Origin of the sequence: Gaetbulibacter saemankumensis DSM 17032 (assembly GCF_000425645.1) — a bacterium.
GTDB classification, from domain to species: domain Bacteria; phylum Bacteroidota; class Bacteroidia; order Flavobacteriales; family Flavobacteriaceae; genus Gaetbulibacter; species Gaetbulibacter saemankumensis.
This window is the reverse complement of record NZ_KE384430.1, coordinates 139,845-152,474: the sequence shown is the minus strand read 5'-3', so window position 1 is coordinate 152,474 and position 12,630 is coordinate 139,845. Positions and strand designations below refer to the sequence as shown.

General features: G+C 34.2%; 12 protein-coding genes. 6 read left to right on the top strand and 6 right to left on the bottom strand.

What is annotated here, in order from left to right; genetic code table 11:
- Position 1 precedes the first annotated feature (1 nt).
- From H611_RS0107365 to H611_RS0107340, 6 genes are all read right to left on the bottom strand, one after another.
- Positions 2-1,033, bottom strand: a complete 1,032-nt coding sequence (locus H611_RS0107365; RefSeq protein ID WP_027137750.1) for an OmpH family outer membrane protein — start codon at positions 1,031-1,033, stop codon at positions 2-4.
- Positions 1,034-1,197: 164 nt separating this feature from the next.
- A complete protein-coding gene (locus H611_RS0107360; RefSeq protein ID WP_084158164.1) occupies positions 1,198-3,819 on the bottom strand; it encodes a BamA/OMP85 family outer membrane protein in 2,622 nt (873 codons plus the stop codon).
- On the bottom strand, positions 3,752-4,492 hold the full coding sequence (locus H611_RS0107355; protein ID WP_027137748.1) for an isoprenyl transferase: 741 nt from the start codon (positions 4,490-4,492) through the stop codon (positions 3,752-3,754). The genes H611_RS0107360 and H611_RS0107355 overlap by 68 nt, the downstream gene beginning before the upstream one ends.
- 3 nt (positions 4,493-4,495) lie before the next feature.
- On the bottom strand, positions 4,496-5,182 hold the full coding sequence (gene porG, locus H611_RS0107350; protein WP_027137747.1) for a type IX secretion system protein PorG: 687 nt from the start codon (positions 5,180-5,182) through the stop codon (positions 4,496-4,498).
- Positions 5,183-5,281: 99 nt separating this feature from the next.
- Positions 5,282-6,166 (bottom strand): NAD kinase, encoded by an 885-nt coding sequence (locus tag H611_RS0107345; protein WP_027137746.1) that lies wholly within the window; start codon positions 6,164-6,166, stop codon positions 5,282-5,284.
- 1 nt (position 6,167) lies between these two features.
- Positions 6,168-6,827, bottom strand: coding sequence for a CBS domain-containing protein (locus tag H611_RS0107340; RefSeq protein ID WP_027137745.1), 660 nt, complete (start codon positions 6,825-6,827; stop codon positions 6,168-6,170).
- Between the two features lie 90 nt (positions 6,828-6,917).
- On the opposite strand from H611_RS0107340, the gene H611_RS0107335 reads away from it, so the two are divergent.
- The 6 genes from H611_RS0107335 to clpX all read left to right on the top strand — a co-directional run bounded on the left by H611_RS0107335 (position 6,918) and on the right by clpX (position 12,505).
- Complete coding sequence (locus H611_RS0107335) at positions 6,918-7,631, top strand: pyridoxine 5'-phosphate synthase (RefSeq protein ID WP_027137744.1); 714 nt, start codon at positions 6,918-6,920, stop codon at positions 7,629-7,631.
- Positions 7,631-8,395 carry an alpha/beta fold hydrolase gene (locus H611_RS0107330; RefSeq protein WP_027137743.1) on the top strand — a complete coding sequence of 255 codons (765 nt, stop codon included), beginning with the start codon at positions 7,631-7,633 and terminating at the stop codon, positions 8,393-8,395. Before H611_RS0107335 ends, H611_RS0107330 begins: the two co-directional genes overlap by 1 nt.
- Positions 8,396-8,455: 60 nt before the next feature.
- On the top strand, positions 8,456-8,797 hold the full coding sequence (locus H611_RS0107325; protein WP_027137742.1) for a phage holin family protein: 342 nt from the start codon (positions 8,456-8,458) through the stop codon (positions 8,795-8,797).
- 225 nt (positions 8,798-9,022) lie between these two features.
- Positions 9,023-10,351, top strand: a complete 1,329-nt coding sequence (gene tig / locus H611_RS0107320) for a trigger factor (protein WP_027137741.1) — start codon at positions 9,023-9,025, stop codon at positions 10,349-10,351.
- Between the two features lie 172 nt (positions 10,352-10,523).
- On the top strand, positions 10,524-11,198 hold the full coding sequence (clpP, locus tag H611_RS0107315; RefSeq protein WP_027137740.1) for an ATP-dependent Clp endopeptidase proteolytic subunit ClpP: 675 nt from the start codon (positions 10,524-10,526) through the stop codon (positions 11,196-11,198).
- Positions 11,199-11,272: 74 nt separating this feature from the next.
- Entirely contained in the window at positions 11,273-12,505 is a 1,233-nt protein-coding gene (clpX, locus tag H611_RS0107310) for an ATP-dependent Clp protease ATP-binding subunit ClpX (RefSeq protein ID WP_027137739.1), read from the top strand.
- Positions 12,506-12,630 lie beyond the last annotated feature (125 nt).

Genomic DNA, 12,630 nt, shown 5'->3' with positions numbered 1-12,630 from the left:
GTTAATTTTTGTTATTTAAGCTATCTCTAACTCGTTGTCTTTCTTCTAATATTTTTTGTCTTCGTTCTTCTAATTCTTTTTTACGGTCTTCTCTTTCCTTTAGTTTTCGTTGTCTGTTTTCTTCAATTAATTGTTCTCGTGTTTTTGTTTCTTCAGCTGGTTTTGTCTCGACAGTTTTAGCGTTTACTTCAGTTTCTACGACTTTGGTATCGCTCAATTTTTCAGTATTGTTTTCTGAAACATTATTACGAGCATCTAATTTAGCCTGTCTTGCTTTTTCACGTTCTTCTAATATTTTTTGACGTTTGTCTTCGGCCTCCTTTTTCCTAGCTTCTCGAGCCTCTAAAATTTCACGACGACGTTTCTCAATGGCGCTTTCTCTTTCTTCACGTTTTTCTTCTAAAGCTTTTTCGCGTGCCTCCAATTCGTAATTGATTTCAGGAACCAATTCTTCGGATTCTGCAGCTTTACGCTCCGCTCTGGATTGTGCCTGTGTACGTTTAGCTGTTCTTGTAATACTTCTTATTATACGATCGCTTAAATCAAATTGCTTGGCCGAATATAGCATCACGGCATCTGATGATTTATCGAAAATAAAATCATATTGTCTACCAGAAGCCATATCTTGAACCGCTGCAAAAATTTGATCTTGGATAGGCTGCATGAGTTGTTTTTTTTGAATGAACAAATCGCCATTTGGACCAAATCTTTTTTGCTGATAGTCTAATATTTCTTTTTCTTCAAAAGCAATATCTTCTTCGCGCTCTTCTATGAGTTCAGGCGTTAACAAGGCCTTCTCATTACTTAAATCTTTACGCTTTTGTTCTATAGCATTCAGTTGAGCTGTAATTTCATTTTTCCATTTATCTGCTTTCTGATTTAATTGAATCGTAGCTTCTTGGTATTCTGGAATATTTTCTAAAATATACTCGGTATCTATATAAGCAATCCTTACACCACGTTGCGCATGAGATTGGGTATATAGGCATCCTATGAAAACTATGGTCAGTAAAAAAAGAACGTTGTTTTTCATCTATTAGTTATTTTTATAATTTATTGACTTATAAATTCTAAAAACCGACAGATGATTGGTTTGTTTTCTGTCACTTTTCGAATTGTCTCTTCAAAATTAACGAAATTTAATTTTAAAAATTTCAATTCGTATTCAAATAATGATTAGAAAATATCGTGCCAAAATTAAAATTGTTGCCCAATTATAAAATGCGTTTGCCATCCGCTTGGCTCTGTTTCTCCTGGTATAGGGTCGAAACCATGACCGAAATCGATACCTAGTAAGCCAAATGCAGGCATAAATATACGAACACCTAAACCTGCCGAACGCTTTAAATTAAATGGGTTGTAATCTCTAAAGTTTGTGTAAGATATACCACCTTCAACAAAACTTAAAGCATAAATTTTTGCTGATGCTTTTAATGTTATAGGGTATCTCAATTCTAAAGAGAATTTATTGTAAATGCTTCCACCATCAACATCAGATAGAGATTGATTAGGATATCCACGTAGAGCAATGGCTTCTCTACCATCTAAACTATAGGTTCCTAGACCATCACCTCCTAAAAAGAATCTTTCAAAAGGAATCACACCTCTCGCTTGGTTGTAAGCTCCTAAGAATCCAAATTCTGCACTAGGCCTTAATACTAAATCTTTAAAGATTTGCGTGTACCAGTCACCTTTGAAATTAACTTTATAAAACTCTAACCAACGGTAACGTTCTTGATCGATTTCTCCCATACGTTCTAAATCGTTAGGGTTAGTTCGATCTAGGTTGTCATATTCATCTTTTAATGCTTGATAGTCTACACCATCAAATAACGAATATGGTAATGAAAATTTAGCTGTTACAGAAAAATTAGAACCGCCGGTAGGATATATAGGGTCTACACTGGTATTGTTTCTACTTAACCCTACAGTGTATGATAAGTTGTTTGCATAACCATCACCGAAAGTAAATAAGCCCGTATTGTAATTATTTAAATCGTATCGTTGGTAACTTAGTGCTTGTGATAAGGTAAAATAATCATCAGGTACCGATAGACGTTTTGCTAATCCAACAGTTAATCCAGTGATATTGAAACTTCTAGATTTGTCGGCATTACCAGTTCTAAAGTCATATAAGAACTGTTTTGTGTGCGATAACGAAGTCGAGAATTGTACTGGGCGTTTACCTCCTAACCATGGTTCAGAAAATGAAAAGCTATAAGTTTGGTAAAAACGGCTGGCCTGTAAACGTAAGGCTAATTTTTGGCCATCCCCCATTGGAATTGGTTTGTAAGCTTCTTTATTAAATATGTTTTTAATAGAGAAGTTGTTGAATGACAATCCTAAGGTTCCAATGAAACCACCTCCACCATAACCACCTTGTAATTCAATCTGGCTAGATCCTGTTTCTTTTACAGAATATTCCATATCTATGGTTCCTTCGTTAGGATTTGGATTGTTGAAGTTTGGTGAGATTTCTTGAGCATCAAAAAAGCCTAATTGTCCTAATTCACGAACGGTACGAACCACATTGGCTTTACTATATAATTGCCCTGGACGAGTACGTAATTCACGATAAATAACGTGGTCGTTTGTTTTATCATTTCCAACAACGGATACCGAATTAAAATATGCAGGTTTACCTTCGGTAATTCTAATTTCCATATCGATAACATTATTATCGGCACTAACCTCTACTGGGTTAATGTTAGAGAATAAGTATCCATTATTTTGATATAAGTTTGTGATATCTTGTGCATCTGGTTTTGTGTCGTCGGCAATACGCTCCTGAAGTAAAACCCCATTGTAGGTATCTCCTTTATCGATACGTAGCATACGGTGTAATTGTTCGTCTGTATATACGGTGTTTCCAATGAAAGTAATATCACCAAAGGTGTATTTTTCACCTTCTTCTAAAGCAATGTTAAGAGATATAGTTTTATCATCATTGTAAACGATACTGTCGGAAATAACACGAGCATCCCTATAACCATTTTCTTTATAGGTATCTACTAAACTTACTAAGTCCGTTTGGTAGTCTTCTTCGATGTATTTTGAACGTTTAAGCACGCGCCAAAGTTTCTTTTCTTTGGTTTTTTTCATGCTCTTTTTTAATTTTTTATCATCTAAAATATTATTTCCATCGAAATTAATATGATCTATTTTCACCTTTTCACCTTTGTCAATATTAAGGACCATATTAACGCGAGCCGTTTCGATAGAATCTTTTATTTCAATGGTGTTGATGTGTACTTTAGTATTTAAAAAACCGTCTTTTTTATATTTGTTGGTTAGGTAATATTTTGTAGTAGAAATTAAATTCTCTGTTACCTTTACACCTTTTTTAAGCTTATTATCGTCTATAATAGCTTCTTTTTTAGAGTTTTTAACGCCGTTAATTTTAAGTTCGTTAAGCTGAGGCAGGTCAGAAAGTTTGATTTGTAGGTCCGCGACATCACCTTCAATATTCGAAATATAGACTTCTATATCGCTAAATAATTTCGAGTTCCATAGTTTTTTAACTGCCGCGCTAATGGCTTCCCCAGGAATATTCATTTCCGTGCCACTTCTTAAACCTGAATAGGTAATAATGGTTTGCTCACTAAAGGCTGTATTTCCTGATACAGTAATTTTTCCAAGGGTATATTTTTTACCCTCGCTGTAATTTAGTTCCTGAGCTGTTATATTTATAGTAGCAGTAAAAAGTAATAGCGCTATAAAATACTTTATTTGATTTTTGAATGATAAAGTATTAGTTAAGTTGTTCGCTTGTTTTCCCAAATCTTCGTTCTCTTTTTTGATATTCTTTAATGGCTTCATACAAATGCTCTTTTGTAAAGTCTGGCCATAATACACTAGTAAAATATAATTCGGCATATGCAATCTGCCATAGTAAAAAGTTACTTATGCGTTGCTCTCCACTTGTTCTAATAAGCAAATCTACATCGGGTAACTCACTCGTGTAAAGATGCTCATTAATAATTAATTCATCAATTTTATCGGGCGAAATTATATTATTTTTAACTTTAATACTAATCTCTTTTACAGTATTTGTTATTTCTTCTCGCGAACCGTAGCTTAAAGCAAGTGTTAAAGTTAGTTTTTTGTTGTTTTTTGTCTGTTCTATAACGTCTTGCAATTCTTTGTGTACCTTTTTAGGTAAAAGGGAAAGGTTGCCAATAGCATTGAGTTTAATGTTGTTGTCTTGAAGTGATTTAATTTCTTTTCTAAGTGAAGACACTAAAAGCTTCATGAGGGTTTGCACTTCTAATTTTGGTCGTTTCCAGTTTTCTGTAGAAAAGGCGTAGAGTGTTAAATTTTCAATACCTAATTCGCCACAGCCTTCAATAACTTGTCTGACAGATTTTGCGCCACTTTCGTGACCAATCACTCGCATTAATCCTTGTTGTTTTGCCCAACGACCATTGCCATCCATAATAATAGCAATGTGTTTAGGTAAAATATGATCTTTTATGTTCTCTAATAAATTCATTTGTTAATTCACACAATAACAAGGGTTTTCTCCAAAGGTGTAAGTTAGGGTTATTCCTGAAAAGACATACCAATCGTTATTATTTATGTTGCCAAATCTGTATTGTTGTAAATTTTGTTTTTTAGGAAGACTGCCGTCTAAACCATCTGAAAAAGTATAACGAGCACCAATTTCTATGGCAAACACCAAATCGCCTAAAAAATTAGATTTAAAACCAAGCCCCATTGGAATGCCCATGGTCCAACTAGAAGTGTTTTCTTGAGTTTGAACGCCATTTACGAAATAAGTGTCGTCATGGTGAGCTGCACTTATGCCGCCAAAAAGATAAGGTGTAGAAGATCGAGCACCAGAATGTAAATCGAAATCGATGAAAGTAAATTCGATTCCAGCGGCTATTTCAATAATGCCATTAGAAAACTCGTAACCTCTTTGAATACGTCTTGGGTCTTCAGATTTATTGTCGATTCCTTGTAATTCGGTAAAAATAGCAGATAGTCTGTAAGAATGTCTTTTGCTGCGGTTCCATTTGTAAATACCACCTATGGCAAATTGACTTGGAGAAATAAAATTGGTAGCGCCTACGTCACCAACAAAATTACTTCCACCTAAAAAAACACCTAATTCATTAATTTGAGCCTGGCCGTAGCCAATGCTTAAAATGCTTAGTGTCAATACGATTAAATGCTTCATAAATGTTCGAAAGATTGCAAATATAATAAATATGATTAGCCAATTACAATTTGATGTAAATAGTCTGAATTTAAAACAGTTTTTCTAAAGATTTATTGTTTAATTGCGGTTGTCTTCTCCCCATAAAAGTTTTTTGCGAAGCGTGTCTAAAAAGCTTTCATCAAGCAAATCAATCATTTTTATTTTGAAATCGGCTTTTTTAATTTTTATAATTGTTCCGTTGTCTAAAGTGGCAATTCTGGAATCTAGGGAAACCAGGTGCTGTTCTTCGCGTCCGTGAACCTTTAATTGAATTTCGGTACTATCTGGAATGATTAATGGTCGTGCACTTAAGTTATGAGGAGCGATTGGGGTAAGCACAAAACTATTAGTGCCTGGGGTAATTACTGGGCCACCGCAACTTAAAGAATAACCTGTAGAACCAGTTGGAGTTGATATAATGAGCCCGTCACTCCAATAGGAAGTAAGGAACTCACCATCTAAATGGGTGTCTACCGTAATCATAGAAGTCGTGTTCTTTCGACTCACAGCAATTTCATTTAGTGCGAAATCGAGACAGGCAATTTCTTTATTTTCTGGAATGGTTTCTATAGATAGTAAGCTGCGTTCTGATATTTTATACTTACCGTCTATGATGTTTTGAATGGCATTTTCAATTCGGTCTACCTGAATGGTAGCTAAAAAGCCAAGACGCCCTGTATTTACACCTATAATAGGGATGTTCATGTCTTTAACAAAGGTACTCGCTCTTAAAATGGTACCATCGCCACCAACGCTAACTAATAAATCGAAAGATTTGTCTAGGGTGTCGAAGGTTTTAAAAGAGGTATAGTCGTCAATATTTGGCGATTGCTCTTTGATTAAATTAAAAAATTGCGTTTCTATATAGGCTTCAATATTTTTTTCTAATAAATATGTGAAGAGGCGTTCAACAGACGAGGTGGTCGTTTCGTTGTAAAACCTTCCAAAAACAGCAATTTTCATATTATATGTTTAGATATTTATTTAAATAGTCCGATCGGTCTTTCAGTGTCTCATAGTAGCCGTCTTCTTCATGGCCAGAGACGATGGTGTAACTATATCTTCGGAATGTCTGAATAATTTCATTTAAACCAGAGCTTTCTATTTTTAAGGTAACCTGAATTAAATCACTGGTCATCTTAGAGATAAAGGCGCCAAGAATTTTCCCGTTATTTAATTCTACAATCTGGCTTACTTCACTGAGCGAATAGTCGTTAATGCCTTTTTCAATCACCAGAATGCCTCCAGATTCGGTAAAAAACGGCGTTTCTCCAAATAGATTAATAATATCGTTTAATTCGTAGTATCCTAAATACTTGTTGTTGCTATCAAGTACAGGCATAATATTGGTCGAGTTTACAGCAAAGGCTTCTAAAACGTCCAGCCACAGCGTACTGTCTCGAACAAAAAACGTTTCTATGGAGTATTTATATTCATCCAGATGTTTGTTACTTTCAAAACAATGGGCATCAGTTTCTGAAAGACATCCCAAGTAGATTTTGTTATCGTCTTCAACTGGAATATGAGAGTAGGTTAACTGATTAAAAAGTAATTGTAAATCGCTTATTTTACTCTTACTGTTTAATGGTTTTATATCGTTAATAATGTAATTAGATAAATTCATTATGCTCTCGGTATTAGTGTGCAAATTAATCAAAAAAAAAGTACATAAGCCTTTTCTACTTTGTATTTTTGTCATTTAAAATAGCAATACATGACAAAATTAAGTGTAAATATTAATAAGATAGCAACTTTAAGAAACTCTAGAGGTGGCGATGTGCCTAATGTTGTGCAGTTTGCAAAAGATGTTCAGCGATTTGGTAGCGAAGGGGTAACCATTCATCCTAGGCCAGACGAGCGTCATATTCGCTATCAGGATGCCCGCGATTTAAAACCTGCGGTTTACACCGAATATAACATTGAAGGAAACCCTATTAAGTCTTTTATGGATTTGGTTTTAGAGGTGAAGCCAACTCAGGTAACATTGGTTCCCGATGCCGAAGATGCTATTACTAGTAATGCGGGTTGGGACACTATTAAACATAAAGATTTTTTAATTGATGTTATTAAAGAATTTCAGAATAATAACATTCGCACGTCTATCTTTGTCGATCCTGTTTTGGAACAAATTGAAGGTGCGAAAATTACAGGAACCGATAGAATTGAGCTATATACCGAAAGTTTTGCACATGAGTATGGTTTAGGTAATGAAGCGGGTATTGATTCCTACGTTGAAAGTGCTAAACTAGCAAACGAACTGGGGTTAGGTTTAAATGCAGGACATGATTTATCTTTAGATAACATAAAGTTCTTTAAAGAGAATATCCCTGGCTTATTAGAAGTTTCGATTGGTCATGCTTTAGTTGCAGAGAGTCTGTATTTAGGTGTGGAGAATGTTATTCAAATGTATCTTCAGAAATTAAAATAATGCTTTTACATTCAAATATTTTAGGAGAAGGTGCCCCTTTTATTATACTTCATGGATTTCTGGGAATGAGTGATAATTGGAAAACCTTGGGTATGCAATTTAGTGAGCATCAGTATCAGGTGCATTTGGTCGACCAGCGAAATCACGGGCATAGTTTTCATGATGAGGAGTTTAATTATGAAGTACTGGTGGAAGATTTAAAACATTATTGTGACGTGCTGGGACTGGAAGATGTTGTCTTGTTGGGGCATTCTATGGGAGGTAAAACAGCTATGATGTTTTCTACAAAGTATCCGGATTTGGTTTCTAAATTAATAGTTGCCGATATTTCCCCAAGATTTTATCCTGTGCATCACGATGCTATTTTAGCCGGATTAAGTGCTTTGGATTTTAGTGTTATTAAAACCCGTGGTCAGGCAGATAAAGCTTTAAGTGAATACGTATCAGATTTAGGTACGCGACAATTTTTACTTAAGAATTTATATTGGGTTCAAAAAGGTCAATTAGGTTTGCGTTTAAATATTGAAGTCCTGAAAGAAGAGGTAGCAGAGGTTGGAGAAGCTTTGCCGTCTTATGCTCATTTTGATGGTGATACCTTGTTTTTACGCGGTGACCGTTCGGAATATATTGGTGTAGGCGATGAAACAATAATTAGTAACCATTTTCCAAAGGCAGAACTTATAACAATTGCTAATGCGGGGCACTGGTTGCATGCCGAAAACCCGAAGGATTTTTTTGATGCCGTGATGAGGTTTGTAAAATAAGTTGTAATAATTTACTAACTTTAAGTTTTTAACAGTTATAATTAAAATAAAAATTTCAACATGAATAACCTTATCAAACTATTATTAAATGCCTTTGCAGTTGTGGTGCTCTCAAAGGTTTTGTCGGGAGTATCGGTCGATAGTTATTTAACGGCTATTGTGGTTGCTTTAATCTTAGCTATTTTAAATCTCTTTGTAAAGCCTATTTTAATAATATTAACACTGCCTATAACCGTATTAACCTTAGGTTTATTTCTGTTAATAGTAAACGCGTTAATTATCTTAATTGCAAATAGTTTGGTCGACGGATTTTCGGTAAGTAGTATTTGGGTAGCCTTGCTTTTTAGTGTCTTACTTTCAATACTTCAGTCGATTTTACATTCGTTTTTAAAAGAAGATTAATTTAGCTTTTCAGATTTTATTTACAGTCTATCTACGCTTTTAAAGTTAATTGGTTCATTCTTAAACGATTTCTTAAAGGAAAACACATAAAATCAGGCAATTAAAAACTTTGTCGGGTGGTAAAAATGTTGTATTTTTGCCACCCGATTTTAGTTACATAATTTTTAAGTTTTCAAAAGAAACTTATTTTGTTAAATGCCTAATAGAGGCTTATATCATTTAAAAATGAATATTACAAGAGAAAACGTTGATGCATTAAATGCTGTAGTAAAAGTAGATATCGCAAAAGAAGATTATAGCGATAAAGTAGAAAAAATATTGTCAGATTACCGTAAAACAGCTAACATTCCTGGGTTTAGAAAAGGACATGTGCCAATGGGAATGGTAAAAAAGCAATACGGAAAGGCAGTATTGGTAGACGAGGTTAATAAATTATTGCAAGATGCTTTAAATAAATATCTTACAGAAGAGAAGTTAGACGTGTTAGGTCAGCCACTTCCAAAACAACAAGATGATATCAACTGGGATGCTGATACTTTTTCTTTTGAGTTCGAATTAGGTTTAGCACCAGAATTTGAAGTAAGTTTAGAAAATTTCGAAGGTATTACTAAGTACAATATCACTGCTGATGATAAAATGATCGACGAGCAGGTTGAAAATATCCAGAAGCAATATGGTAAGTTAGTATCTCAAGCAGAGGTTCAAAAAGACAGCGAAATTACTGGTGTTTTCAAAAATGAAGAGCGTGAAATTGAAAATAAAGTAACACTTACTTTAGATAAATTTGCGGGTGATGCTACGGAAAAATTATTTTTAGGTGCTAAAGTTGACGATGTAATTACACTTCAAACTAAAGGACTTTATGATGATGAGCATGAATTAATGCATGCTTTAAAATTAGGTCATGATGATGTTCATGGTTTAGATATTGAAGTAACTTTTACTGTTTCAGAAATTAATACACGCGAGTTAGCAGATTTAGATCAAGAATTATTTGATAAAATCTTTGGTAAAGACGTTGTGAAATCTGTAACTGAATTAAAAGATAAAATTAAAGAAGACGCTGAAAAGCAATTTGCACAACAAGCAGACCAAAAATTCTTAAATGATGTTACTGAGTATTTGGTAGCCAATACTAAATTCGATTTACCTGCAGAATTTTTACAAAAATGGTTACAAACTGCAGGCGAGAAGCAATTAGATAGCGACGAGGCTAAAGAAGAATATGAAAAGTCTGAAAAAAGCTTACGTTACCAATTAATCGAAGGTAAATTAATCGCTGATAATGGTATTCAGGTAACTATGGAAGATATCAAAGGTCATACTACAACTATGATCAAGGCTCAAATGGCGCAGTTTGGACAAATGAATCCTTCAGAAAAAGAATTAGACGATATTGCTGCTCGTGTATTATCAAACCAAGATGAAGCGCGACGAATTTCTGAGCAATTAATCAGTCAGAAGTTATTAGAGCTTTATAAAGAAAAAGCAAATATTGAAGTTAAAGATTTAAGCTATGAAGACTTTGTGAAAGAAGTTTACGGCGATAAATAGGCTTTTAACTAATAAATAAATCCTTATATTTAGGCGCTAAAATAATCTTAATTTAGCGCCTAATTTGTTGATAAACACAGCATATTTAACGAAATTAGTACAGTGAAAATACAGTTATGTTATCATGCTGTTGAAAATTAAGGGTTTAACTAATAATAAGAGACATAATAATATGAATTACGCTAAAGAATTTGAGAAATTCGCGATAAAAGATCAAGGAATTAGCAGTACTTACTACAATAAAATTATTAGTAGTATGTACCCCACCAATTTAACACCAAACATTATTGAAGAGCGTCAAATGAATGCTGTCGCTATGGACGTGTTTTCGCGTTTAATGATGGATCGTATCATTTTCTTAGGAACAGGTATAAACGATCAGGTGGCTAACATTATCCAAGCACAACTGTTGTTTTTAGAAAGTACAGATGCTTCTAAAGATATTCAAATCTATATTAATTCACCAGGAGGAAGTGTTTATGCTGGTTTAGGTATTTATGATACCATGCAATTTATTAAGCCAGATGTAGCGACTATTTGTACTGGTATGGCAGCTTCTATGGGGGCGGTATTATTATGTGCAGGTGCTAAAGGAAAACGTAGTGGTTTAACGCATTCGCGAGTAATGATTCATCAACCATTGGGTGGTGCGCAAGGTCAGGCGAGTGATATAGAAATTACAGCAAGAGAAATTTTAATACTTAAAGAAGAGCTTTATAATATTATAAGTAAGCATTCAGGGCAGGAATACGACAAAGTGTACGCCGATAGTGATAGAGATTACTGGATGAAGGCTGATAAGGCTAAGGAGTACGGTATGATTGACGAGATTTTGGCTCGTAATTAAATAATTTGTAAATTTAAGTTATTGCTTTACTGAATTTTATAGCATAAACTTCCAAAAAATAATAACAGGGATTAATGGCAAAAGAAGAATTAGAATGTTCGTTTTGTGGTCGTAAAAAACCAGAAACAAATTTATTAATAGCGGGGTTAGATGCGCATATCTGTGATAGATGTATTGAGCAGGCGCATGGTATCGTGTTGGAAGAATCTAAACAAAGTGACAGTAGCGATTTATCGGCAGAATTAAAACTTCGTAAACCACTGCAAATAAAAACATTCTTAGATGAGTATATCATTGGTCAGGATACTACCAAAAAGGTAATGTCTGTGGCTGTTTACAACCACTATAAGCGTTTATTACAACCCGTTTCAAACGACGATATCGATATTCAAAAAAGTAATATTATAATGGTTGGACAAACGGGAACCGGTAAAACCTTAATGGCTAAAACCATTGCTAGAATGCTAAATGTACCATTAGCAATTGTGGATGCTACTGTATTAACAGAGGCAGGTTATGTTGGTGAAGATGTTGAAAGTATTTTAACCAGATTACTCCAAGCAGCAGATTATAATTTAGAAAAAGCCGAAAAGGGCATTGTATTTATTGATGAAATAGATAAGATTGCTCGTAAAAGCGATAATCCCTCGATAACACGAGACGTTTCTGGTGAAGGTGTGCAGCAGGCTTTGTTAAAACTTTTGGAAGGAACGGTCGTTAATGTGCCGCCAAAAGGAGGTCGTAAACATCCGGATCAGAAATTTATAGAGGTGAATACTGAAAATATTTTATTCATAGCAGGTGGAGCTTTCGATGGTATTGAGCGCGTTATCTCTAAACGATTAAATATGCAGGCCGTTGGGTATAGTGCATCTATCTCAGAAGATGTGGTAGATCAAAATAACTTACTGCAATATATTATCCCTAGAGATTTAAAAGATTTTGGTTTAATACCTGAAATTATTGGACGTTTACCAGTGTTAACGCATATGGATCCTTTAGACGCTAAAACTTTAAGAGCTATTTTAACCGAGCCCAAAAATGCGATTATTAAGCAATATAAGAAGTTGTTTGAAATGGATGAGGTTGAATTCTCTATTACGAATGGAGCCTTAGATTATATCGTTGATAAGGCTATTGAATATAAATTAGGAGCTCGAGGTCTACGCTCTTTGTGTGAAGAAATTTTAACCGATGCTATGTTTGAAATGCCAAGTAGTGATGATAAAGCCTTGAATGTTACCAAAGCATATGCCGAAGAAAAGTTAACAAAAATAACCTTGAAAAAACTAAAAGCAGTTTCTTAAAATAAGTTATTACATTAATAAAAAAAACCACGTAAAAAACGTGGTTTTTTTGTTTTATAATGGATATTAATTAATAAAGGACATTACGAAAATCTACCTGAATTTTTTATTGTGAAGTAAATGTA

Excerpts from the sequence above, each read along its gene's own strand:
- H611_RS0107335 (WP_027137744.1), top strand. The coding sequence starts at position 6,918 with ATGACAAAATTAAGTGTAAATATTAATAAGATAGCAACTTTAAGAAAC.
- H611_RS0107325 (WP_027137742.1), top strand. The coding sequence starts at position 8,456 with ATGAATAACCTTATCAAACTATTATTAAATGCCTTTGCAGTTGTGGTG.
- H611_RS0107355 (WP_027137748.1), bottom strand. The coding sequence starts at position 4,492 with ATGAATTTATTAGAGAACATAAAAGATCATATTTTACCTAAACACATT.
- H611_RS0107340 (WP_027137745.1), bottom strand. The coding sequence starts at position 6,827 with ATGAATTTATCTAATTACATTATTAACGATATAAAACCATTAAACAGT.
- H611_RS0107345 (WP_027137746.1), bottom strand. The coding sequence starts at position 6,166 with ATGAAAATTGCTGTTTTTGGAAGGTTTTACAACGAAACGACCACCTCG.
- H611_RS0107330 (WP_027137743.1), top strand. The coding sequence starts at position 7,631 with ATGCTTTTACATTCAAATATTTTAGGAGAAGGTGCCCCTTTTATTATA.
- H611_RS0107360 (WP_084158164.1), bottom strand. The coding sequence starts at position 3,819 with ATGAAGCCATTAAAGAATATCAAAAAAGAGAACGAAGATTTGGGAAAA.
- tig (WP_027137741.1), top strand. The coding sequence starts at position 9,023 with ATGAATATTACAAGAGAAAACGTTGATGCATTAAATGCTGTAGTAAAA.
- H611_RS0107365 (WP_027137750.1), bottom strand. The coding sequence starts at position 1,033 with ATGAAAAACAACGTTCTTTTTTTACTGACCATAGTTTTCATAGGATGC.
- porG (WP_027137747.1), bottom strand. The coding sequence starts at position 5,182 with ATGAAGCATTTAATCGTATTGACACTAAGCATTTTAAGCATTGGCTAC.
- clpX (WP_027137739.1), top strand. The coding sequence starts at position 11,273 with ATGGCAAAAGAAGAATTAGAATGTTCGTTTTGTGGTCGTAAAAAACCA.
- clpP (WP_027137740.1), top strand. The coding sequence starts at position 10,524 with ATGAATTACGCTAAAGAATTTGAGAAATTCGCGATAAAAGATCAAGGA.